Consider the following 24,681-nt stretch of genomic DNA (forward strand, 5'->3'; position numbering starts at 1 on the left):
AGCTTGAAAAAAATCATTTATTGAGGAAGGTTTTTCTACATAGATGCAGAATAGTAAATAGAGACAAAGATTTACTATAGGAGGTAAATAAAATGGCAGAAACACAAGGTATATTAACATGGACACTAGTATCTGAATGCCCAATTCCAAATGATGTTAATGATTTATTGGTTGAAGGAGAAGTAGCAATTGCTGCTTATAAAACATTCCGAGATAGTGCAATTTTTACTAATAAAAGATTAATTGTAAGAGATGCACAAGGGCTTACTGGCAAGAAAGTAGAGGTGTATTCTTTACCATATTCTTCTATTAACATGTGGTCTACTGAAAATGCAGGGAAGCTTTTTGATCTTAGTGCAGAAGTTGAATTATGGACTAGAGCAGGTCAAATCAAAGTAAATCTACAAAAGGGAGTAGATATCCGTAAATTGGATAAATTAATAGCTAATGCACTTTTAAAATGATAATCATAGACATATGTAAAGTGAATAAGTTTTAAATTTTATTTAGTGATTTATTCCACATCATAGGTTGCAGTAATATAATTCTGATATTTAATAAACAGCCGTTATTTAAGTTTTTAAGTAGCGGCTTTAACTTTTATAAACATTACCTTGAAATTTATTATCTACAAACTGGCTTATTATCCTTTGTTGCATTTCGATGGTATTTAATGTAAAATATTATTAGGGGGTGATTAAGATGGAAGAAGACATGAAGTTGAAATCAACACCAATACAAAGGAATGAATATGATGTTGCCATTGAATTGACTAATTTATATTTTTCATATCGAACAGATTCACCAGAAGTTGAAGAAATTCAACAGGTATATGCTAGATTTTATGCTGTAGTTTGTGGAATGGATGTTAAATTCAGAAATGGTATACCAGTAAACAAGATTGAAGAATTATTACCAGAAGCATTAAAAGAAAAATAAGTTCATTGGAGAACTCTCATTATGAGGGTTCTTTTTTTCTATTTTTTAATAGAGTAGCATTTTAATGAAAAAATAGTGATTTAATCATTTAAATATGTAGAATTATTATGTATAATGTAGCTAAATGGAATAGTATTTTATATAAAAACAAAGGAGGAAGGTGATTATTATTAGAAATAAAAGAATTTATATTTTCATTGTAATTATGGCTGTAATGATGCTTTGTTTAACTACTTATAGCGAAAATATAATAATGGCTAAGTCTAAAGATGATGAATTAATTAGTAATAAAATTAAAGCGCCTTTTTATCCATGGGATAATGAATTACCCAATATAGAAACACCAGAGGGATTTCAATGGAGGGAATTTCAAGGTACTACCCTTAATTTTGTAGTAGAAAATAATATAAATGCTAATATTCTTTCTAGGGAGTGTAGAAATTTTACTGAAAAAACTGGTATTAGAGTAAACATTAGACCAATGGACTATAGTACAATGATAAATAAGATAAATAATGATTTTATATCTGAAAGAGCAAAGTTTCAACTTGTTTATGTAGATCCATATCAAACTCTTAACAGGTTTCATAACAATCTAGAGGATTTAAATTTATATAATAATGATCCTAAAATGCCTCATATACCAGGTGGTATGGAGGATTTCTTTGATGATCAGGTAAATATTTTATCCTACTTTGGAGATAAAACTAAGTTATGTGCTATACCTTTTGATACTACAACTATGATTTTCTTCTATAGAAAGGATATTTTCGAAAAGTATAGAGAACAGTTTATGGCTGAAAATGGATTTGATTGGACTCCAGGACAGAAAGATTTTACTTGGGAAAGGTATTGTATTGTTTCAAAATGGATTGATGAAAATGTTCCAGATGAGGAAGTTAAATATGGAAGTGCACAAATGGCTCAATTACATAATTCAGTATATTGCGATTTTTCTAATGTCCTTGAATCCTATGGAGGGGATTATTTTGATGATCCCTATGTTAATACATTAGGAGTAGAAAAACCCAAAATGGTTTCAGTTAAAAATCATAACCTTGAAGATGGATTAAGTATGTACAAGCAGATGGTAGAAGTGGGTGAACCAGATAGTATTAATTGGAATTGGACTGATACTGCGGAAGCTTTTAAGAATGGTGAAATTGCAATGATGGCAAACTGGGATGAAAATGGAGCTGTAGTAGAAAATCCTAATTTATCTAAAGTGGCAGGTAAGGTTGGTTATAGCATCTTGCCCTATGGAAATGTGAGAAGTGCCAATATATATGGAGGAGCAGGAATAGGAATTAATAGTAATGCTTCAGAAATTGAAAAGAAAGCTGCCTGGTTATTTATAGTTTGGGCTACTGCACCTCAGACTCAAAGTATGGTTTTATGGGAACCAGAAGGTGGAAGCATGCCACCAAGAAAATCTGTATATAATAGCAAGGATGTACAAGACATTATAGAAAATGTAAAAAGTAATACAAATGAAATAAGTAATTTAAACCACTTACCTGCACTACTAGAGGTCTGGAAAGAGGATAATGTATATTTTAGATCTAAGATTAGTAATTTCTATTTTGTAGAGCAAATTATTATTAATAATGTAAGAGATATGGTTAAGAATGATTTAGATCCTAAGGTAGTAGCAGATAAAATTTTAAAAGAGTTGAGTTTACTACAATGAAGAGCGGGGATAAAATGAGAACTTCATGGATTAGAAAGAGCTTTAGAAATAAATTGCTAGTTATTTTTATTCTATTAATATTTATACCTATTGGATTTATATATATTATTTATAACAATGTAATGAAATCAATTATTACTACAAAGTATAGTGAATCTGCAAAACAATCTGTATATGAGGCAGGAAGCAATATTGATTTTATAATTGATAGCATTGCTGACCTGTCAGACATGGTTGTTACCAATAGAGATTTTATTGAAAGCTTGAAAGGCTCATCAACTAAAAGTCATGAGGAATTAAATAATATACTGAGAAATTTTTGTACTACAAATGAAGAGGTGGAAAGTATATATCTTACAACTAAACATAATATTTATAATGTAGGGGCTAGCAAAACCTATGTTAAACAGGGAATTGATATTAATAATATCAATATGACTCATGGTGAGTTAGTTTGGTTTGATACAATTCCTGTTAGAGTTAAGATATTGTCGGGAGAAATTCCTAAGAACTATTTTTCTTTAGGAAGAAAGATAATAGACTTAAATAGCTTAAAGGATATGGGAACAATATTTATTGATGTAGATGAAACCATATTAGAGGATTCTTATAAAAGTCTAATTACAGAGGAGAATAGTGAATTATTTATTTGTAATGAAAAGGGTCAAATAATTAGTCATCCTAATAAAGAAATTATAGGAAAGAATATAGAAGAAAAAAATTATGCAAAAGAAGTTCTATCATCTAAAATAGATATGGGTTCAATAGAGTTTACTGATGATAATGTTGAAAAGGTATGTATATACTCTAATATTACATCAACAGATTGGAAGATTGTAAAAATAGTAACTAAAGATTATCTATACAAAGAAATTACAAATATGCAACGATATATGTTAATAGGTGTAATAATTTATGTAGTTATAACTATAATAATTTGTTTATTCTTTTCGTCTCAAATTTCAAAACCCATGGTGAGTATGAGAAATATGATGAAGAAGGCTGAAGATGGAGATTTACATGTGCGCATAAATATAGATAGAATTGACGAGTTAGGGGAACTTGGAAACAGCTTTAATAATATGATAGGGAAGATGAATGAAGTTGTTGATAAGCTAGTAGAAGAAGAAAGAATAAAAAAAGAGTTAGAACTTGAGACATTGCATGCTCAGATTAATCCACACTTCCTGTATAATACACTAAATACTATAAAGTGGATGGCAAAGATACAAGGAGATAAATCTGTAAGTAATGCAGTAACTTCACTGATAAAACTTCTAAGGGTAAGTATAAACTTAGGAAAGGAAATGATTACTCTAGAAGATGAGGTAGATTACGTTAAGAATTATATTAAAATACAAAATCTAAGATTCAATGAAAAAGTTAACATTATTTATAATATTCATGAAGACTGCCTTAATTGCTCAATACCGAAATTAATTTTACAGCCTATTGTAGAGAATTCTTTGATATATGGAATTAGGGAAGATGAAGAAGAGGAACCATTGGAAATATCTATAGAAGCATGTATAGAAGGTGAAAACTTAATTATTCTTGTAGAAGATAATGGACCTGGCATCAGTGAAGAGGATTTAGAAAAAATCTTTACTAAAGAAAAGGATGTAAATAAATTTAGTAAAGTTGGATTAAACAATGTTAATGAAAGAATAAAGCTTTATTGTGGTGAAGAATATGGGATTAAGATAGGAAATAGAAGTGAAATAGGTACATATGTTAAGGTGACGATTCCTAGGAGTATAATGAGGAAACCTACTGGTGACTTTTTAGTAGATAAAGAGGGTGATGAAAGTTTATAAGGTTTTAATTGTAGATGATGAGGTTCTTGTAAGAGTAGGATTAAAATCCACAATAGATTGGAATAGCATAGGCTTTACAGTTATAGGTGAGGCTCCAAATGGTGAAAAGGCCTATGAGATGTATAAGCTATATAACCCAGATGTAATTATAACAGATATAAAAATGCCTAAGAAGGATGGTTTATGGTTAACTGAAGAAGTAAGAAAAGAAGATAGCTTAACTCAAATACTGGTATTAACTTGCTATGATGATTTTACAAATGTAAGACAAGCTCTAAAATGTGGAGCTAATAATTATATTCTTAAATCAGAGGTAGAGGATGAGGAACTTATAAGTACCATGCTAGAGGTAAAAAGAAATTTAGATAATATGGATAAGGATGCACTAGGTAAGGATAAGGCTAGTGAAACCTTAATGAAGGGTAAAAGTCAGCTTATAGAATATCTTATAGATGGTTCAAGTTCCTTTGATGAAGTAGATTTTGAGGGGTTTAAACAGATAGACTTTAATATTTATGGAGGAAAATATTCTATTTTAGGTTTCTTCCCTGAAACTAATGATATTATTACATCCATTAAAGAAAGAGAAAATGAAAATGTGAAAAATGCTATGATAGAGCTTATAACGTGGATATTTTCTAAAGAAAAAATACAATGTGTTCTGAAGGAACAGGAGGATGGACTTATATATTTTATATCCAAGGAAGATATTAAATATGGTGAAGTACAAGAGGTAATTAAATATATAAAGACCACTGTAATGCAATATTTTAATATTAAGCTAGATGTAATATATACACCTATGTTTAGTGAGCTTAGAGAATTTCCAAATTGTTTTAAGGAATATATAGAAAGAACAAAAGATATATTCTATTTGCCTTTGGGTTCTGTAGTAGAAACTAGAGAAAATAAAGAATTGAAGGATATAAATATGCTGAAGTTCGAAAAACAATCTAAGAGTATTCTTATAAACTTTATAGAAGAAGGAAATCTAGAGGGTGGAAAAAGTCATATAGAGAGTATAGAGAAGAAAATAAATGGTTGTAAAATATCAGAGTTAACATGTAAGCTTATGTATTGTAATATTATTGTTAGTATATTAGAAAAGTATGAAGAATATTTTCAAGGTAATGATTATGATACCTTATATCAGGGGTATTACAATAAAATTATGGATTCTACAAGAATTATGTTTATATCAAAACTAATGTGTAAATTTTTAGAGGAGATATGTCAGTTAGTTCTAAGAATAAGGGATGATCAGAATTCTAAATATATTATAAATAAAGTTGTGGAGTACATTGAAAAAAATTATTCAAGTAAAGTTACCCTAGAAGATATCGCTACTCATATTAATCTATCTAAACAATACCTATCATTTTTATTTAAAAAAGAGACAGGAATAAATATTTCTTCGTATATTATTAATCTGCGTATAGAAAAAGCGAAGGAAATGATTAATAAAGGTGAAGATAGCATGAAAGTTATCTATCAAAGGGTCGGATTTACAGATCAACAGTATTTTTATAAGACTTTTAAAAAAGTAACAGGATTAACTGTAGGTCAATATAAAGATACCATATAAAAATAGATAAAGTGTAGCATATTAATACTATTTAACTATGTTAAGTAGTATTTTTTTTATATAAAATTAAGATTAATGAAAAAAATGTAGAAATATATATAATTATGTTGCACAAATATATTAATATATTACACAAAAATATTAATATATTACACAAAGAACTTTGTGAAAAATTAGGCGAGAATAATTTGCACAAAACTAAGGTTATTTTCCATTATAGGTTAATTATTTTTTTATTATAATTATGCCATAGAATGAAATTAAAAGTTTACAAGGGGGGATAAAGGTGGAGAGCAATATACCAAAGCTGGAATTAAAAGGTATACAGAAATTTTTCCCAGGAGTAACTGCCTTAGCAAATGTAAGTTTTTCTGTTAAAAAGGGAACGGTTCATGTGCTTTGTGGAGAAAATGGAGCTGGTAAGTCTACACTTATGAAGATAATAAATGGTATATATCAGCCTGATGGTGGAAGTATTCATATAGATGGAAAAGAAGTTAAGATACAGAATCCTATTGAAGCTCGTAAGCATGGTATATCTATGATATTTCAAGAGCTAAATTATATACCTGAGATTACTATTGAAGAAAGTATATTTTTAGGAAGAGAGCCTGTAAATAAATTAGGAAAAATTAATTGGAAGAAGATTAGAAAAGATACAGAAGAACTTTTAAAACAAGAAAATTTACCCTATTCGCCAACAACACAATTTAAAGATCTTACAGTATCAGATATACAAATGCTAGAGATACTAAAGGCTATGTCTTATAATTCACAGGTTATTATCATGGATGAACCTACATCTGCAATTACTAGAAAAGAGGTAGGAATTCTCTTTGATAAGATTGCTGAATTAAAAAGTAAGGGTGTAAGTATAATATACATATCTCATAAGATGGAAGAAATCTTTAAAATAGCTGATGAGATAACAGTTATAAGAGATGGGGTTGTTATTGATACTAAGCCAGCTAGTGAGTTAGATATAGACAAGGTTATTTCTCTTATGGTAGGCCGTAAAATTACCAATGCATATCCTAAGGAAGATATTAAAATCGGAGAAACCATGTTAGAGGTTAAAGAACTAACTGATGGAAAACATTTTGAGGATATCAATTTCCATGTAAAAAGAGGAGAAATTGTAGGTTTTGCAGGTCTTATGGGAGCAGGTAGAAGTGAAGTGGCTAGAACAATATTTGGACTAGACCCATACATATCAGGTGAGATTAAAGTTAAGGGTAAGGAAGTAAAAATAAAAAATGTAAAAGATAGTATTAACAATGGAATAGTTATGCTATCAGAAGATCGTAAGAGATATGGAATAGTAGGAATTAGAAGTATAACTGAAAATGTATCCATATCTAATTTAGAAAAATTCTTTTATAAGGGTCATCTACATAGTAAAAAAGAGATTAGTAGTGTATCAAATATATGTGAAAGAATGAAGGTAAAATGTCCTAATTTAGAAACCTCTATTGATTCTCTAAGTGGAGGAAATCAACAGAAGGTAATATTTGCAAAGTGGATGCTTAGAAATCCAGATGTTCTTATACTTGATGAGCCAACAAGGGGAATCGATGTAGGAGCAAAGTACGAAATATATAAACTTATTACAGAACTTGCAAAAGAAAATAGAGCAGTAATAATAATAAGTTCTGAATTACCAGAGCTCATAGGTATGTGCGATAGAATCTATGTTATGGCATCTGGAAAAATTACTGGAGAAATAGATAGAGAAAAGGCTACACAAGAAGCTATTATGAAGTTAGCTACAAGGGGGGAATAGAAGGATGAAGATGATAGATATTAGACATAAATGGTCAAAAACCTCAAGTAAATATAGTATTTACGTTGTATTACTTGCTATGTTTATGGCATGTTCTTTAATCAGTCCTGTATTTTTATCAGGAGAAAACTTAACTAATATATCAAGACAAATATCAATAACCACTATTATTGCTTTTGGTGAAACAATTTTAATTATATGTGGACTTATAGATTTATCAGCAGGTTCAGTTCTGGCTTTATCAGGTCTGCTTTCTGTTGCAGCCTTTAAGGCAACAGGTTCTTTGGAAATAGCAGTGCTAGTTGGAGTGCTTGTAGGTGTTATTTGTAACTTTATCAATGGGATAATGGTAACTAAGTTTAAAGCACCTCCATTTATTGCCACATTAGCTATGCAAACTGTAGCAAGAGGAGCAGCCTTATTATTTACAAATGGTCAAAATATTTATCAAATAGGAGATTTTATTGTACTAGGACAAAACTCTATAGGATTTATTCCTATTCCTGTAATATTCATGACTGGAATTACTCTTTTAACTTGGTACATCCTAAAACATACAAAGCTGGGTAGATGTGTTTATGCTGTAGGTGGTAGTGAAGAGGCTTCAAGAGCTTCAGGAATAGACGTAAATAAAACTAAGATGAAGGCTTATCTTATAAATGGTATATTTGTTGGAATCGCAGGTGTGTTATTTATGTCTCGTGTTAATGCTGGACTTCCTAATGCTGGTATAGGAGCAGAATTTGAAGGAATGACTGCTGCAATAATTGGTGGAACAAGCTTTACTGGGGGAATAGGAACTGCAGGTGGAACCCTTGCAGGAGCATTCATTATGGGATTCTTAAACAATATAATGAACCTAGTAGGAATACAATCTTATATGCAACAAGTAGTAAAGGGAGTAATTATTGCATTTGCAGTAATTTACGATATAAAATCTAAGAACAAAAGAGAAAGTAAAAAGCTAGGTAGTATTACTGATAAAACAAAAGACAAAACCCTAGTGAAAACCAAAGGAAGTTCTGTTTAAACTAAATCAAGTTAAGTAAAAATCAAAATATAATAAAAATAATATAATTAGGGGGAGAAAATGATATGAAAACAAAGAAAATATTAGCTTTAGCCATGTCATCGTTACTAGCATTATCACTTACTGTGGGATGTACTAATACTTCAAAGGAGGAACCAGCTGCAGAAGGTGAAAAGACTTATAAAGTTGCATATATTGCAAGGGCACAAGGAGATTCTTTTGCTGCATGGCTTGCAAATGCAGTAAAGGATGAAGTAGCTGCAAACTATAAGGATGTACAGGTAGATATATTTGATGGAGATAGCAAGAATGAAGTTATAGCATCTCATATTGAGAATGCGGTTACAAAGAAATATGATGCAATTCTTCTTCAACCATTTGATTCTGAAGCACAAGTAGCACCAGCTATGGCAGCTATGGATAAAGGTGTTAAGGTTATTACAGTAAACAACCGTATTAATGATAATGATAGAGCAGCTGCAGTAGATGCAGACCCAGTAGATCAAGCTGCTAAAAATGCAAAACTTGCTTTAGAGCAAGTTCCTCAAAATGGAAAAGTTGTAGTTCTTATGGGACCAGCAGGTAATATGCACTCTGATAAGAGACGTGAAGGATGGGGAAAAGAATTCTTTGCAAAGAGACCAGACGTTAAAATCTTAGATGAGCAAATTGCAAATTGGAATAAAGATGAAGCGATGAGATTAATGGAAGACTGGATTCAAACTCATGGAGAAATTGATGCAATAATATCTATGAATGATAACATGTGTGTAGGAGCTCTTGAAGCAGCTAAAGCAGCAGGAAAGACAAATATATTATCATATGGTGTTGATGGAACAGCAGAAGCTTGTTTAGCTATAAAAAATGGTGAAATGACATCAACTACTCTTCAAAGTGCTTACGAGCTTGCAGAAAAAGCTGTTAAGCTAACATATGATGTTATGACTGGTAAAGTAGAGCGTGATACTATAATGGTAGATTGTCCATTAATCACAAAGGATAACGCTGATGAGTTTATAGAAATTCATAAAAAAGCAGGTAATATAGACTAATAAAAAATGTAGACCTTGTACAGTTTTGTGCAAGGTCTATAATTGAACTTAATTTAGGAGGAATAAAGATGATAAACAAGGCAGTATATATGTGTGGAACTCATAATATGGAAACAAGAGATATTGAGGTTTCAGCTCCAAAGGATAAAGAAGTACTTATAAAATTAGAATATGTAGGAATATGTGGTTCAGATGTACATTATTATGAGCATGGTAGAATAGGAGACTTCATAGTAGATGGAGATTTTATTTTAGGTCATGAATGTGCTGGAGAAATAGTTCAAGTAGGCCCTGGAGTTAAGAATTTAAAAGTTGGAGATAGAGTTGCTTTAGAGCCAGGTCAAACTTGTGGTCAATGTGAATTTTGTAAAAGTGGTAAATATAATCTATGCCCAGAGGTTGAGTTCTTAGCAACACCGCCATATCATGGTTCTTTAATGAATTATATAACATATCCAGAAAGTATGTGTTTTAAACTACCAGACAATGTATCAACTAAGGAGGGTGCTTTAGTCGAACCTTTAGCAGTAGGATTACATGCCGTATCACAAGGAAATGTAAAATTAGGGGATACGGTTGTAGTTTTAGGTGCAGGATGTATAGGTTTAGTAACTTTATTAGCTTGTAAGGCATATGGTGCTACAAATGTTATTGTTGTAGATGTTATAGATAAGAGATTAGATTATGCCCTAAAATTAGGTGCAACTAAAGTTATAAATGCAAAAAATCAAGATGTACTAGCTGTAATAAATGAGATTACAAACAATGCTGGTGCTAATGTGGTTATTGAAACAGCAGGATCTGAGCATACAATAAAGCAGACACCTTACTTAGTAAAAAGAGGTGGAGCTATTGTATTAGTAGGACTTGCGCCAAAGGATATAATTGAGTTCGATTTCATGCAAATAATGACTAAAGAGGTTGAAATAAAAAGTGTATTTAGATATAGAAACATATATCCAGCAGCTATAGGAGCAATTTCTGATGGGAAAATTGATGTTAATGGAATAGTTACCCATGAATTTGATTTTAGTGACACAAAGGAAGCCTTTGACTATGTTATAGAAAATAAGAATGATGTAGTAAAGGCAGTTATTAAGCTTTAATAATTTTGATTGGAGTGGCTAGAAGATGAAGTACTTATTAGGCATAGATATTGGAACTTCAGGTACTAAAACAGTGCTATTTGATAGGGGAGGAAATCCTATTTCCTCTTCTACAGCAGAATATCCATTATATCAGCCAGAGATTGGTTGGGCAGAACAAGACCCACAAGATTGGTGGAATGCAGTATGTATAACAATTAATCAAGTTATAAAAGATAGTAATATAAATCCGGAATCCATTAGTGGTATTGGCTTATCTGGACAAATGCACGGTTTAGTTATGTTAGATGGAGATGGAAATGTATTAAAAAAATCTATTATTTGGTGTGATCAACGTACAGCTAAGGAATGTGTTGAGATTACAGAAAAAGTTGGAGAAAAAAGATTAATAGATATTACAGCAAATCCTGCTCTAACAGGATTTACAGCATCTAAAATACTTTGGGTTAGAAATAATGAGCCTGAAATATATGAAAAATGTAGGAAAATATTATTGCCTAAGGACTATATAAGATATATGCTTACAGGTGAATTTGCTACGGAGGTATCTGATGCTTCAGGAATGCAGCTTTTAGATATTAAAAATAGGTGCTGGTCTAAGGAAGTCCTTAATGCTTTAGATATTCCTATAGAGTATTTAGGAGATGTACATGAATCAATTGTAGTCAGTGGAAAAGTTCATAAAAAAGCAGCGGAGGTTACTGGTCTTAAAGAGAATACACCAGTAGTTGGGGGAGCAGGAGATCAGGCAGCTGGTGCAATAGGAAATGGTATTATAAAAAGTGGACAAATATCTTCGACTATAGGTACTTCAGGAGTAGTATTTGCTCATTTAGATGAACCTATAATTGATGAGAAAGGAAGAGTACACACCTTTTGTCATGCAGTGCCAGGTGCATGGCATATGATGGGAGTAACCCAAGGTGCAGGACTTTCTTTAAAATGGTTTAGGGATAATTTTTGTACTAATGAAATTGAATTAGCAAAAGGTATGGGAATTAATCCATATGTACTTATGACTAAAGAAGCAGAAAAAGTGCCTGCAGGTTCAAGGGGAGTAATATATCTTCCATATCTCATGGGAGAGCGCACACCACATTTAAATCCTAAGGCAAAGGGTGTATTCTTTGGACTTTCAGCTGCTCATACAAAAAATGAAATGCTAAGAGCTGTAATTGAAGGAGTATCCTATTCACTTTTAGATTGCATGGAAATCATTAAAGACACAGGAATGAATCCTACTAATGTGATGGTGTCAGGTGGAGGCGGAAAAAGTGAACTATGGCGTCAAATATTAGCAGATATGTTTAACTGCAAAGTATCTACAAATAAGTCTTCAGAAGGGCCAGCCTTAGGGGTAGCATTACTAGCAGGAGTTGGAACTGGCGTATATAAGGATATAGATGAAGCTTGTAGCATAGCAATTTCTGAAAATAGTGTACAATTTCCAAAAGAAGAAAATTCCCTAGTATATAAAAGATATTATGAGATTTATAAGAAGATATATGATGATTTAAAAGGAACTTTTGAATTATTATAATAGATTAATTATATTATAATTTATTAAGTTAAGAATGAGCACTCTTAGGGGTGCTCATTCTTATTTGACACCACAAGTATTAATAACTTTGTTTATATATTTTAGAATTTTATATATAATATTTATAGAAACTTATTTAGATATAAAAACAACTGGTAAAATATTCGATATATGTTTTTAAAATATGCATTTAGTGAAATGGAGTTAATTTTAATGGTAGAATTACTAAGAAATCTTACGAATAATTTAGGGTATGTAATCCTTATTGCTTTCTTTGTTTCAAGACTAGGGAGCTTTAAGAAAATAGTACAAAAGGATAAATTTAAAAAGAAAGATCTAATTGTGCTTTCAATAATTTTTGGAGCCTTTGGAATTTTGGGAACCTACACAGGAACAGAGGTTAATGGAGCCATTGCTAATACAAGAATTATTGGTGTAATGACTGGGGGAATACTATGCGGACCTTTTGTAGGGACAATGGCAGGTATTATAGCTGGAGTTCATAGATTGCTTGTAGATATTGGAGGAATTACATCAATACCTTGTACAATAACTACTATAATTTCGGGAATAGTTGCAGGTTTAATATATAGTAAATCAAATGAAAATAACAAGTGGTTTTACGGGTTATTTGGAGGACTTTTAATTGAAATTTTAGAAATGATTTTAATACTTACAATTGCACATCCCTTTAGCAATGCATTAACCATTGTAAAGAGCATATATTTTCCTATGAGTTTTGCTAATGCTATTGGAATTGCAATTCTAATATTGATAATTCAAAAAATACTTAAAGAAAAGGAAGAAATTGCAGCAAAACAAGCACAAATCGCTTTAGAGATTGCAAATAAAACTTTACCTTATTTTAGAGAAATGAATGAAAATTCCTTAGAACAGATATGCGGAATAATAAGGGAATCAATTAATGCAGATGCAGTATCTATAACAAATAAAGAAAATATATTAGCTCACGTAGGAGTAGGAGCTGACCACCATATAAAGGGCCAGAAAATTATAACAGAGGCTACAAAAAAGGTTATTAGAGGAGGGAATTTGCTTTCTCTAACAAATGCAAATCAGATTGAGTGTCCTAATTTAAATTGTAGTTTAAAATCTGCAATTATTGCTCCTTTAAAAGAAGGGGATGAAGTAATAGGTACATTAAAAATATATTATTGCACTGATAATGCTATTTCCTTTAGAAATATAAATTTAGCTGTAGGCTTATCCCAAATTATTTCTACCCAGCTAGAAATAAGTAAGCTTGGAGAACTGAAAAATATGGCAAATAAGGCTGAAATAAAGGCGTTGCAATCCCAAATAAATCCTCATTTTCTATTTAATGCACTAAATACAATAATTTCCTTTATTAGATTTAATCCTAATAAAGCAAGAGAGCTAATTATTAATTTATCTACCTACTTAAGGTATAATTTAGATATAGGGGAAAACCATGTAGATATTTATAAGGAACTAGAGCAGGTTAAAGCATATGTAGAAATAGAAAAAGCAAGATTTGGGGAGAAACTTCATGTAGTTTATAATATTGAAGATGATTTAGATGTTAAAATCCCAAGCCTTATCATTCAGCCAATAGTTGAAAATTCCATAAAACATGGTATTTTAAAAGGTAAAGGTGAAGGGACAGTGACAATTGAAGTTCAAAAAGTTTCCAAGGACAACATTATGATAATTATTGAAGATGATGGAATTGGAATTTCAAAAGATATTATAGAAAAAGTCTATGAAGATAAAATGGAAGAAAATAAAATAGGCATATCAAATGTTCATAATAGATTAAAATATATTTATGGTGAAGGATTAAAGATAGAAACATTGAAAAGCGGTACTAGAATCAGTTTCAATGTAAGTAAAATAAGGGAGTGATGGTATGAATTGTATTATTGTTGATGATGAATCTCCTTCAAGAGAAGAGCTAAAATATTTTATAAACAATTTCAGTAATATAAAAATAGTGAATGAATTTGATGATTCTATTAAGGCTTTAGAATATATTGAAGAAAATAAACCAGATATTATTTTCCTAGATATTAATATGCCGAAACTAGATGGCATTGCATTATGTAAAATTATTAATCATTTTCCAAAGCAATCCCTTGTAATTTTTATTACTGCCCATAAAGATTATGCTGTAGATGCCTTTGAAATTCAAGCTTATGACTACATATTAAAGCCTTATTCAGAAGAACGAATAGTTAGTACATTAAAGAAAATTGATAAACTTTCAGATAAAAAGAGTATAAATAATAAAATAACCCTTTGGAAAGATAATAAGATGATTGTAAAAAATATAGTAGATATTTCCTATTGTGAAGCAAAGGAACGAGAAACTTTAATTTATATTAATGGAGTACAATATAATGTAAACTGTAGTATTTCAGAATTTTATAAAAAACTTCCCAAAGAACTCTTTTATAGAAGTCATAGATCATATATTATTAATACTGATAAAATTACAGAGATAGTTCCGTGGTTTAACAACACCTTTATGTTAAAATTACAAGGTGAGAAAGTTGATATACCCGTAAGTAGAAATAATATAGGTGAGTTTAAGCATATAATGGGCATATAAAAGCACTTGATGTGCTTTTTTTGTTTTTTCATGTATGAAACCGTATAAACTCCTAAAAAACATATTATAATTTTGTTAACAAATAATTAATTAGGAGGGGTCCAAATGGTATCATTTATTTTAGCGATTATTGCTCTTATTATAGGTTATTTTATTTATGGTGCAATTGTGGAAAAGGCTTTTGGAGCAGATGAAAAAATTCAAACTCCTGCTGTAAGGCTAGAGGATGGTGTAGACTTTGTTAAAATGCCTGCATACAAAATTTTCTTAATTCAATTTCTTAACATAGCAGGTTTAGGACCTATTTTTGGTGCAATTGCAGGTGCAATGTGGGGTCCATCAGCATTTTTGTGGATTGTCTTTGGATGTATATTTGCAGGTGGAGTTCACGATTATTTTTCTGGTATGCTTTCAGTAAGGCATGATGGGACAAGTATTCCTGAAGTTGTAGGTCAATACCTTGGAAAAGGCTTCAAAAACTTTATGAGAGTATTCTCAGTAATACTTTTAGTTCTTGTAGGAGTTGTATTTGTAACTGGACCAGCAAGTATATTAAAAGGATTAACAGGATTAAACATTACATTATTAATATATATTATATTTGCATATTATATAATTGCAACAATGGTTCCTATAGACAAGCTTATTGGAAAGATATACCCTATTTTTGGAATTTGTTTATTAGTTATGGCAATTGGTGTTGGTGGTGCATTAATTTTTGGTGGATTTGATATACCAGAAATAATACCGGCTAATTTGATTAATATGCATTCAAACCCAGATAAAAATCCAATATTCCCAATGTTATTTATAACTATTGCTTGTGGAGCTATTTCAGGGTTCCATGCAACACAATCACCTTTAATGGCAAGATGTATAACTAGTGAAAAGCAAGGTAGAAAAATATTCTATGGTTCAATGATAGCAGAAGGTGTAGTTGCTTTAATTTGGGCTGCAGCAGCAATGAGCTTCTTTGGTGGAGTAGCAGAGTTAAATGCTACTATGGCAATAGAAGGTCATACAGCAGCTTGGGTAGTAAACGAAATTTGCGGAAGCTTACTTGGAAGAGTAGGTGGATTACTAGCTATACTTGGAGTTGTAGCATGTCCTATAACTTCTGGGGATACAGCATTTAGAAGTGCAAGATTAACTATAGCTGATTCATTTAAACTTGATCAAGGACCTATTAAAAATAGATTTATAATTAGTATTCCTTTATTTGTAGTAGGCTTTATATTAACTAAGATGGATTTTGGAATAGTATGGAGATATTTTGGATGGTCTAACCAAACTTTAGCTACAATAGTATTATGGACATCAGGCATGTACTTAGTTACTAAAGGTAAAAAACACTGGATTGCTACTATACCAGCAACATTTATGACAGCAGTATGTACATCTTACATTTTAATTGCACCAGAAGGCTTTAAGCTTTCTCAAAGTATTTCATATCCAATAGGAATTGTAAGTGCAATTGTAGCAATGGTAATTTTCTTAATAGCAGCAAAAAAAGTAGAAACAAAAGCAAAAGGTAAAATTTAAAATTCTATAAAGTTCATTATAAAAATACTAATGGAATAAAAGTACTTATAGGCTAGATACACAAAAGTGTTTAGCTTATAGGTACTTTTTTATATATTTTTATACGGTTGATATCATCTCTAATACTTCCATCTAATTTAAAGAGGGAGTGAAGAGTTATTACATACCTGGATAAGGATTATATTATAATAAATAAAATAGTTTACAAATTGTAACTATAAATTTATTATAAAAGTATGTAATTGTAATAATAGGCTCTATATTCGATTAAAGTAATAGTATTTTAGGGTAAATGGTAGTTATAGTTTATTCGGTTACTAGGAAGGAGTGAGTGGTAAATTGGCTATATACATAGTTAGACATGGTATGGACAATGAAAATTATAGAGGTGGATGGAGTGATTTGGGTTTAATAGAGGAGGGCATGGAACAAGCCCAATTATTAGCAAATTATTTAAGTGATAATAAAGAAAAGTACAGCATTAATAAAATTATAAGCAGTGATTTAAGACGAGCTGTTGAAACAGCTAAGGAGATTGAAAGTAAATTAAATATACCAGTGAAGTATTGTAGTGATTGGAGAGAAATAAATAATGGAGTTCTGGCAGGAATGGATAACAAGGATGCATTAATAAAATATCCTGGACTCTTTTTTAATACACTAGACATGAGTGAGAGATATCCAAATGGGGAAAGCCCTAGTGAGTTTTACAAGAGAATACAAAGTACTTTTCTAGAACTTTGCAACAATATTTCAACAGGAATGGAAGAAGATGATGTAATGATTCTTACTCATGGTGGAGTAATAAATGTTTTATACTATATATTAAATAATATAAAGTGGACAAATAAGTCACCTAAACTATCTAAAACATCTACTACTGGAATGCACAAAATTGAGCATATAGAAGGAAAATGGGAAATAGTTATGAGCAATAGTGTTGAGCATTTATATTATCATAGGGAAATATAAACCTAGATTTATAGAGAAATAGGAGTATATAAAACTATATGTCTATATAAATATTTAAACAGGAAAATAGTTATATAGGAAACTATATAAATATAAAACTATATAAATAGTTGTGCTGTTCATGGGGGTTTTGGGGCGTTTTAAATATTTGACCAAAGAGTCAATATGTAATATAATTACTAAGATAACAGATAAATATATTTAAACTTTAAATATTTACATATCTTTGCTTGTTATGAAGAGACATAATAGAATTATGTCAAATATTATTTTTAGGGGGGGAATATTATGGGTTTTTTTTATGAGTCAACCAATTTTACAGGTTGGGCTATTTGGCTTTTTATTCTTTTTGCCTTAATGGCTTTTAATGAGCTTGGTCGTTCAACAAAATGGGGCGGAATTATACTTTTTTTAATTGTTCCTATAGGTTTAACTATTTTTGTTTGGCCAACAACTGCAGCTCCAGGAAATGAATATGGAACAGGTACTTGGTTTAACTGGGTAAAAACTTACTCAGCACTGGCAGGGTGCCTTGGATTTATGGCTATTCGCTATATTCCATCACTTGCTAAAAAGAAGTGGGTATTATGCTTTCCACCACTTATTTTGGCAATTAATATTCTCGAAGCAGCTATTCGTGATTTTCAATGCTTTACATATGGTGCATGGAACGGAGCATATGTAGACAATCTTTGGGTAATGTCAGGATCATGGAATATCATGAATGGTATAGCTGGATTACTAAACATTATTGCCATTTGCGGATGGGTTGGTATTTTTATTTCTAAAGATAAAACAAAGGATATGATATGGCCTGATATGATATGGCCTTGGATTATAGCATATGATTTGTGGAATTTTGCCTATACATATAATTGTATAGCAGATCATTCATTTTATTGTGGTTTGGCACTGTTACTTTCTTGCACCATACCTGCTTTCTTTATCAAAAAAGGAGCATGGCTACAGCATCGTGCACAGACACTTGCCCTATGGATTATGTTTGTTATGACAGTACCTTCCTTTGCAGATCGTATAGCACCTGTAGCTACTACACATAATCCAAAAACATTTTTTATTTTAAGTTTATTATCTTTAATAGCAAATGTAGCATTAGTAATTTATCAGTTTAATAAGATTCATAAAAATAAACTTAATCCACTAAAAGATGAAATTTTTGTAGAAACAAAAGCCTATAAGAAGGTAGTTGAAGAAAATAGATAATATAAAAAGTATAATAATTTAATATGTATATAGGAGATTATATTTTTGGAATTTATGGGCATAATACCTTTAAGAAATTAAAATTTCTATTAAAGGAGGAATTCTTATGCCAGATAATAATGAGGTAAGAAAAGAAGGTTCTAGTGGAAATAGTATTTTAAGATGGGCAGGAAGATTGATATTAGTTGCAATTATTTTAGGTATAACATCATTTTTAACTCCAGGATTTAGTATTTATGGATTATGGTCATATCTAATTGCAGCAGTTGTAATAACTGTATTAGACTATTTCGTAGAAGCATTCATGGGAGTTGATGCATCACCTTTTGGAAAAGGAATAAAAGGTTTTATTATTGCAGCTGTAATAATATATGTAGCACAATTTTTAGTGCCAAATATGAGGGTATCTCTTCTAGGCGCAATATTAGCAGCTTTAGTAATTGGTGTAATAGATGCTGTATTTCCATCAAGAGCAATGTAATTTTTAAATACATCATATTGAAATGATTAAAGGAAGAACTCTAGAAATAGGGTTCTTTTTATTTATGTAAAAATGGAACATTAACATGAATACTTAATAATATAAATAAAGTGTGCATTGATATATGATTTATTTAAGTTTGGAGGATAGCAGCATGAAAAGAAAGATTTACAATGTTTTATCTAATATGATATTACGTGGAGATAACGCCTCTAGAGGGAAAGCAAAGAGCGGTATTTCAAGAGAACTTCCCTATGAAGTTGAAGTTATTGCTGAAAATTTATATGTACCTTGGGCCATAGATATAAGCAATGAAGGTAAATTATATTTTACAGAGCGGTCTGGAGCAGTTAGAATTATTGAAGATGGCAAACTTCTTCCGCAGCCACTGATCAGATTTAGTGCACCCTTTGTAAGCCAAGGGGAAGGTGGATTGATGGGAATTGCATTAGATCCAAATTATTCTCAAAACCATTATATATATGTTATGCATTCATATGCAGAAGGTAATCAAGTTAACAATCGTGTTGTGAGATTGATTGAAAATAATAACAAGGCATCTATTGACAGAGTACTTATTGATAAAATCCCTGGTGGGCGGATTCATAATGGTGGTAGGATAAAGATAGGGCCAGATGGAAAATTATATATTACGACGGGGGATGCAGGTAATTCTGCATTGGCACAAAATGTCACAAGCACAGCAGGGAAAATACTGCGAATAGAATTAGATGGTAGTATTCCTGAAGATAATCCAAATGTAAATTCACCTGTTTATAGCTTTGGTCATAGAAATCCTCAGGGTTTAGCCTGGAATTCAAGAAATATATTGTATGCATCTGAGCATGGGCAGACCGCTCATGATGAAATAAATATTATACAGCCAGGAGCTAATTATGGATGACCTCTGGTTCAAGGAAATGAAGACTCTAAGGAAGTTATAGTGCAAAAGCCATTAATACACAGTGAAGAAGAGACGTGGGCACCTTCTGGTATAGCCTTTGTAGAACAAGGACCGTGGCAAGGGAAATTACTAGTTGCTACTTTGCGTGGAGAACAACTACTTACTATTTCATTGAATGGAAAAGGAACGAAAGTAAATAGCGTAGATTCATGGTTGAAGAATAGATATGGGCGCTTACGTGAGATTATTCAGGGGAAAGATGGATCAATTTACCTAACAACAAGTAATAGAGATGGAAGAGGTAATCCTAATATAGGTGATGATAAAATTATTCGGATTATTCCAATTAGGAGTAGCCAGCAAAAATGAACATAAGATTTACAATAATTATAACTCTTACTTTCATAATATGATATATATTTTTACCTATTGCTGTACAGTGTGTTTTTCTTTATATAAGAAATTTTTGCTAAAGTCTATTGACACGAATTATAGGTGAGAATATAATATTTACATGAACATATGAATAAGTATTCATATAAATAATATTAGTAAAAAGTAATTTTAAAGGTGGGAATAATTATGGGGTTAATAGAGATAGTTTCATTTGCATTACTATGTATATTTGGTATTTCATATATAGGTAAACTAATAATATTATCAAAGAAAAACAACATTAAAGCTAATGTTTTTGGTAAAGGTACTAAAAGTAAAGAAAGTCTTATTATTGAAAGGTTTCTAAAAGCAATGACTTTTGCAGGGATAGGGATTTGGACTATTAGTGCTTTATTTCCATCATTTACAGAAAAGTGGTTTGTTGGACTTGGCAAAGGCTTTACAGTAAGCATTATTGGAGTAGTCATTACATTAATAGGAGTTTCACTCTTTATATTGGCTATGGTTTTCATGAAAACTTCTTGGAGAGCAGGTATAGATAAATCAACAAAAACATCACTTATAACTTCAGGACTTTATAGATTCAGTAGGAATCCAGCCTTTGTTGGAATGGACTTGATGTTTATTGGAGCTGCAATTACCTATGCAAATCTTATTATCGTAATTGTAGGTTTATTAGTTGTAGTTGGTATACATCTACAAATACTTCAAGAAGAAAATCATATGGAAGAAGTATTTAAAAAGGAATATAGTGAGTATGTAAATAAGACACCAAGATATCTGTTATTTTGAGAAGTATAATGATGTTTTATAACAGAAATAAGGTCAATATTATCAGTTAGCTATATGGAGATTAGAGAAATCTAGTCTCTTTTTTTCATTTATATAAGTTTTACTCATTATATGTAAGTGATTGTAAGAAGACCTATATTATTATACAATTATAAAGGACTTAACTAATAATGGGGAGAAATGATGAGAAAAATACTATCAATGATTACTGGTGGATTATTAATTTTAGGATTAGTAGGATGTAGCTCTAAAACTGTAGAGACACAAAATGATACAGCAAGTAATTCGCCAGCAGTTACAGAGGAAAAGAAAACAGACACAAAAGTTACCTATGAGAATTTTTTGAAAATAAATATGGGTGCTAAATATGATGAGGTCAAAAATATACTTGGAGATGGAAAAGAAGAAAGTTCATCTGAGGTAGCTGGGATTAAAACCAATCTATATTCTTGGAATGGTTCTGGTATAAGTAATTTGACCATTACCATGCAAAATGATGAAGTTACGGCAAAGGCTCAAGCTGGATTAGAAAGTATGGATGCAAAAATAACATTAGACAAGTATAATCAGGTTAAAGAAGGAATGACATATGATGAAGTTAAAGGTATATTAGGTGAGGGACAAATACTTTCTCAAACAAAAATTATGGATATGGAAGCTATAATCTATGCATGGATAAATAAAGATGGCTCAAACGCTAACTTTACTTTTTCAGATGGAAAACTAGAAATGAAAGCTCAATTTAACTTAAAATAGTATTTAATTTATGATATAAATCTAAAGGTATATGAATTGAAACAAATATAAATAAAAGACTAGGGAAACCTAGTTTTTTATTTATTTTAAGGGTTGAGTTTATGCAAATAAATTTTTAAAGAGGATATTGTTTATTTATTTTAGATACTCTAAAGTTTCTTCAACAGGCTTATGATTGCATTTACTAAATAAAAGAAACTTTTTTATTTATATATGAACAAAAAGTAGAAATTCATATATTATATAGTATAAGGTCTCACTAACTATAGTTTAATTAGATAAAAATGGGGGAAATGTTATTATGAATGACAATAAAATAAATGCAAATAACAATAGATGTGTAGGAAACTCTTGTGCAACAGATTCTTGTGCAACTGTTACTACCCAAGTACAATCACTAACTGAACAACTTCCTGTAACTCCGATTGTTATTGCACCTGGACCTGCATTTGTTAAGATTCCAGTTGTGTTAGCAGAAGTAAATATAACCATTCCGGTTGAAGCTACTATCACACTAGACCAACCAGCTATAGAAATTAAACGAATTAGAAAGAATGTATATTTAACTCAATCCCGTATTATTCCATTTTCTCAAGATGATCAATTTAATACTGGAATACTATTTATAGCAGGTTTTATAAGAAAGAATATCGAGTATGCAACTAAAACTTGTAGGACAGCTGGAACTCCAAATGTTTGTGGAGATATAAGACATTGTACAGTTGAAGTACCTTTTAATTTCACAACAAGAATTGCTTTCCTTAGACCACCAATTTTTATTGAAAATAGCATTCCGAGTGAATTAGAATTTTTTACAGATAAACTTCAAGGTTGCGATGCTTGTTCAGATAGAGTAATTGGACGTAATCCTTGCGATCAGAGCTCCTTCTTTACAGAGTTCTTTAACGAAAAACCTTTTACTGAATTAGTAAGAGCGGATATTGCTGAAGTTGATATTCACACAAATCCAACTATAAATTGCGCAGTTCCTACAGAGCAAGTATTTACTCAACTTACAGAAAAAGTAGTAGTAAATTTAACACTAAAAGTATTACAAGAACAACAGGTAGAAATTACAGCAACAGAAGCAACACAAGCAACATGCAGGAATTAAATTGAAAAATTAATCTTATTTAAATGATATATTGCAGACCTAAAGCTTACTAAGAGAGGTTTTGGGTCTGTTTTTAAGAGAAATATTATCTTTATCAAGCATTACAATACTTAATATAAGCTTCATCGGAAGCATGAGATATCTTTATATCATGAATCCATAGCAATGTTTTTCCTTTGGATGTTTTGATTGGCTTTGCGATTCAATTATAACAGAAAAAAAGGGGGCATTGATATATATAATTTTAAAAAAGAATTAGTGTAAAAAACTTTACACTAACAATTAGATAGATAAGGAGGAAATCTTATAATGAATGATAGCCCAAAAAATACAAGTGATTATGAATGTGTAGCAGATCCTTGTGCAACTATTACGTCTAAAGTACAATCATTAACTAAACAAATCCCTGTAACACCTGTTGTTATTAAATCTGGACCTGTATTTGTTAAGATTCCAGTTGTATTAGCAGAGATAAACATAACAATTCCTGTTGAAGCTACTATCACATTAGACCAACCAGCTATGGAAATTAAACGAATTAAAAAAAATGTATTTTTAACTCAATCTCGTATTATTCCATTTTTTCAAGAGTGTGCACCTGATACTGGAATACTATTTATAGAGGGGTTTATAAGAAAAAATATTGAGTATGCAACCAAAACTTGTAGTATAATTGAAAGTCCAAATGTTTGTGGAGATATAAGATGTTGCACAGTTGAAGTTCCTTTCAATTTTACAACAAGAATTAATTTTATTAGAGAACCGATTTTTATTGAAAATGACATTCAGAGTGAATTAGAATTTTTTACAGATAAACTTCAAGGTTGCAATGCTTGTTCAGATCCCGTAATTGGACATAATCCTTGTGGTCAGAGTTTTTTCTCTACAGAATTCTTTAATGAAAAACCTTTTACTGAATTAGTAAGAGCAGATATTGCTGAGGTTGATATTCATATAAATCCAACTATAAGTTGCATAGTTCCTGCAGAACAAATATTTACTGGATTCACAGAAAAAATAGTAGTGAATTTAACACTAAAAGTCCTACAAGAACAACAGGTAAAAATTGCAGCACTATAATTATTAAATAATATAAATATAAAAGTGTAACATTGCTAAATGAATATAAGTGTAAAAGCTTTTATTACTTGATAATATTAAACAGGCCTAAAATCTACTAAGAGAGGTTTTGGGCCTGTTTTTAAGAATAGATAAATATTCATTAGTTTATATTGTAATTGAATACCACAATTTAATTCCTATTAAATGGAAGAAAAATGTTTTGATAAGGCATGTTTATTTAAAAATAATGGATTAAGACATGATTTATTATTACCTTAGTCCATTTTATCCGATGACTACCCG

20 protein-coding genes and 1 pseudogene are annotated in these 24,681 nt (G+C 30.7%); all 21 read left to right on the plus strand.

Annotation, left to right across the window (positions count from 1 at the left end):
- The first annotated feature begins 92 nt into the window (after nucleotides 1-92).
- The 21 genes and pseudogenes from B2S02_RS12745 (at nucleotide 93) to B2S02_RS12845 (ending at nucleotide 24,396) form a co-directional block, all read left to right on the plus strand.
- Nucleotides 93-464: a PH domain-containing protein gene (locus B2S02_RS12745; RefSeq protein ID WP_035130653.1), complete on the plus strand. Its 372-nt coding sequence runs from the start codon at nucleotides 93-95 to the stop codon at nucleotides 462-464.
- A gap of 238 nt (nucleotides 465-702) precedes the next feature.
- Nucleotides 703-939, plus strand: a complete 237-nt coding sequence (locus tag B2S02_RS12750; RefSeq protein ID WP_346846414.1) for a hypothetical protein — start codon at nucleotides 703-705, stop codon at nucleotides 937-939.
- A 160-nt stretch (nucleotides 940-1,099) separates the two neighbouring features.
- Nucleotides 1,100-2,629: an ABC transporter substrate-binding protein gene (locus B2S02_RS12755; RefSeq protein WP_346846415.1), complete on the plus strand. Its 1,530-nt coding sequence runs from the start codon at nucleotides 1,100-1,102 to the stop codon at nucleotides 2,627-2,629.
- Nucleotides 2,626-4,446 carry a sensor histidine kinase gene (locus tag B2S02_RS12760; RefSeq protein WP_346846416.1) on the plus strand — a complete coding sequence of 607 codons (1,821 nt, stop codon included), beginning with the start codon at nucleotides 2,626-2,628 and terminating at the stop codon, nucleotides 4,444-4,446. The genes B2S02_RS12755 and B2S02_RS12760 overlap by 4 nt, the downstream gene beginning before the upstream one ends.
- Nucleotides 4,433-6,031 carry a response regulator transcription factor gene (locus tag B2S02_RS12765; RefSeq protein WP_346880053.1) on the plus strand — a complete coding sequence of 533 codons (1,599 nt, stop codon included), beginning with the start codon at nucleotides 4,433-4,435 and terminating at the stop codon, nucleotides 6,029-6,031. Before B2S02_RS12760 ends, B2S02_RS12765 begins: the two co-directional genes overlap by 14 nt.
- A gap of 286 nt (nucleotides 6,032-6,317) precedes the next feature.
- A complete protein-coding gene (locus B2S02_RS12770) occupies nucleotides 6,318-7,814 on the plus strand; it encodes a sugar ABC transporter ATP-binding protein (protein WP_346920826.1) in 1,497 nt (498 codons plus the stop codon).
- Nucleotides 7,815-7,827: 13 nt separating this feature from the next.
- The gene (locus B2S02_RS12775; protein ID WP_414632291.1) at nucleotides 7,828-8,844 is read left to right on the plus strand and encodes an ABC transporter permease; all 1,017 of its coding nucleotides are present in this window, start codon (nucleotides 7,828-7,830) and stop codon (nucleotides 8,842-8,844) included.
- Nucleotides 8,845-8,909: 65 nt separating this feature from the next.
- Nucleotides 8,910-9,896 carry a sugar ABC transporter substrate-binding protein gene (locus B2S02_RS12780; RefSeq protein ID WP_346920827.1) on the plus strand — a complete coding sequence of 329 codons (987 nt, stop codon included), beginning with the start codon at nucleotides 8,910-8,912 and terminating at the stop codon, nucleotides 9,894-9,896.
- Between the two features lie 68 nt (nucleotides 9,897-9,964).
- On the plus strand, nucleotides 9,965-11,002 hold the full coding sequence (locus B2S02_RS12785) for an NAD(P)-dependent alcohol dehydrogenase (RefSeq protein WP_346920828.1): 1,038 nt from the start codon (nucleotides 9,965-9,967) through the stop codon (nucleotides 11,000-11,002).
- Between the two features lie 25 nt (nucleotides 11,003-11,027).
- Nucleotides 11,028-12,542, plus strand: coding sequence for a xylulokinase (xylB, locus tag B2S02_RS12790; protein WP_346920829.1), 1,515 nt, complete (start codon nucleotides 11,028-11,030; stop codon nucleotides 12,540-12,542).
- A 213-nt stretch (nucleotides 12,543-12,755) separates the two neighbouring features.
- The gene (locus B2S02_RS12795; RefSeq protein WP_346877192.1) at nucleotides 12,756-14,429 is read left to right on the plus strand and encodes a sensor histidine kinase; all 1,674 of its coding nucleotides are present in this window, start codon (nucleotides 12,756-12,758) and stop codon (nucleotides 14,427-14,429) included.
- A 4-nt stretch (nucleotides 14,430-14,433) separates the two neighbouring features.
- On the plus strand, nucleotides 14,434-15,135 hold the full coding sequence (locus B2S02_RS12800; RefSeq protein WP_346846424.1) for a LytTR family DNA-binding domain-containing protein: 702 nt from the start codon (nucleotides 14,434-14,436) through the stop codon (nucleotides 15,133-15,135).
- 105 nt (nucleotides 15,136-15,240) lie between these two features.
- Nucleotides 15,241-16,677 (plus strand): carbon starvation CstA family protein, encoded by a 1,437-nt coding sequence (locus B2S02_RS12805; protein ID WP_346877025.1) that lies wholly within the window; start codon nucleotides 15,241-15,243, stop codon nucleotides 16,675-16,677.
- 339 nt (nucleotides 16,678-17,016) lie between these two features.
- Complete coding sequence (locus B2S02_RS12810) at nucleotides 17,017-17,649, plus strand: histidine phosphatase family protein (protein WP_346877024.1); 633 nt, start codon at nucleotides 17,017-17,019, stop codon at nucleotides 17,647-17,649.
- A gap of 288 nt (nucleotides 17,650-17,937) precedes the next feature.
- Nucleotides 17,938-18,873, plus strand: coding sequence for a DUF5692 family protein (locus tag B2S02_RS12815; protein WP_346920830.1), 936 nt, complete (start codon nucleotides 17,938-17,940; stop codon nucleotides 18,871-18,873).
- A gap of 106 nt (nucleotides 18,874-18,979) precedes the next feature.
- Nucleotides 18,980-19,354, plus strand: a complete 375-nt coding sequence (locus B2S02_RS12820) for a phage holin family protein (protein ID WP_346846428.1) — start codon at nucleotides 18,980-18,982, stop codon at nucleotides 19,352-19,354.
- Between the two features lie 187 nt (nucleotides 19,355-19,541).
- Nucleotides 19,542-20,627, plus strand: a pseudogene (locus B2S02_RS12825) (PQQ-dependent sugar dehydrogenase).
- Nucleotides 20,628-20,840: 213 nt separating this feature from the next.
- Nucleotides 20,841-21,446, plus strand: a complete 606-nt coding sequence (locus B2S02_RS12830) for an isoprenylcysteine carboxylmethyltransferase family protein (RefSeq protein ID WP_346877023.1) — start codon at nucleotides 20,841-20,843, stop codon at nucleotides 21,444-21,446.
- 183 nt (nucleotides 21,447-21,629) lie between these two features.
- Nucleotides 21,630-22,202: a DUF3862 domain-containing protein gene (locus tag B2S02_RS12835; protein WP_346880048.1), complete on the plus strand. Its 573-nt coding sequence runs from the start codon at nucleotides 21,630-21,632 to the stop codon at nucleotides 22,200-22,202.
- 301 nt (nucleotides 22,203-22,503) lie between these two features.
- On the plus strand, nucleotides 22,504-23,316 hold the full coding sequence (locus B2S02_RS12840) for a CsxC family protein (protein ID WP_346846432.1): 813 nt from the start codon (nucleotides 22,504-22,506) through the stop codon (nucleotides 23,314-23,316).
- A 309-nt stretch (nucleotides 23,317-23,625) separates the two neighbouring features.
- A complete protein-coding gene (locus B2S02_RS12845) occupies nucleotides 23,626-24,396 on the plus strand; it encodes a CsxC family protein (RefSeq protein ID WP_346846433.1) in 771 nt (256 codons plus the stop codon).
- Nucleotides 24,397-24,681 lie beyond the last annotated feature (285 nt).

The sequence above is a fragment of the Clostridium sp. UBA7339 genome (assembly GCF_002470865.1).
Classification (GTDB): domain Bacteria; phylum Bacillota; class Clostridia; order Clostridiales; family Clostridiaceae; genus Clostridium_J; species Clostridium_J sulfidigenes.

Coding starts and splice junctions, on each gene's coding strand:
- B2S02_RS12745 (WP_035130653.1), top strand. CDS start 93: ATGGCAGAAACACAAGGTATATTAACATGGACACTAGTATCTGAATGC.
- B2S02_RS12750 (WP_346846414.1), top strand. CDS start 703: ATGGAAGAAGACATGAAGTTGAAATCAACACCAATACAAAGGAATGAA.
- B2S02_RS12760 (WP_346846416.1), top strand. CDS start 2,626: ATGAAGAGCGGGGATAAAATGAGAACTTCATGGATTAGAAAGAGCTTT.
- B2S02_RS12765 (WP_346880053.1), top strand. CDS start 4,433: ATGAAAGTTTATAAGGTTTTAATTGTAGATGATGAGGTTCTTGTAAGA.
- B2S02_RS12780 (WP_346920827.1), top strand. CDS start 8,910: ATGAAAACAAAGAAAATATTAGCTTTAGCCATGTCATCGTTACTAGCA.
- B2S02_RS12785 (WP_346920828.1), top strand. CDS start 9,965: ATGATAAACAAGGCAGTATATATGTGTGGAACTCATAATATGGAAACA.
- xylB (WP_346920829.1), top strand. CDS start 11,028: ATGAAGTACTTATTAGGCATAGATATTGGAACTTCAGGTACTAAAACA.
- B2S02_RS12795 (WP_346877192.1), top strand. CDS start 12,756: ATGGTAGAATTACTAAGAAATCTTACGAATAATTTAGGGTATGTAATC.
- B2S02_RS12800 (WP_346846424.1), top strand. CDS start 14,434: ATGAATTGTATTATTGTTGATGATGAATCTCCTTCAAGAGAAGAGCTA.
- B2S02_RS12805 (WP_346877025.1), top strand. CDS start 15,241: ATGGTATCATTTATTTTAGCGATTATTGCTCTTATTATAGGTTATTTT.
- B2S02_RS12815 (WP_346920830.1), top strand. CDS start 17,938: ATGGGTTTTTTTTATGAGTCAACCAATTTTACAGGTTGGGCTATTTGG.
- B2S02_RS12820 (WP_346846428.1), top strand. CDS start 18,980: ATGCCAGATAATAATGAGGTAAGAAAAGAAGGTTCTAGTGGAAATAGT.
- B2S02_RS12830 (WP_346877023.1), top strand. CDS start 20,841: ATGGGGTTAATAGAGATAGTTTCATTTGCATTACTATGTATATTTGGT.
- B2S02_RS12835 (WP_346880048.1), top strand. CDS start 21,630: ATGAGAAAAATACTATCAATGATTACTGGTGGATTATTAATTTTAGGA.
- B2S02_RS12840 (WP_346846432.1), top strand. CDS start 22,504: ATGAATGACAATAAAATAAATGCAAATAACAATAGATGTGTAGGAAAC.
- B2S02_RS12845 (WP_346846433.1), top strand. CDS start 23,626: ATGAATGATAGCCCAAAAAATACAAGTGATTATGAATGTGTAGCAGAT.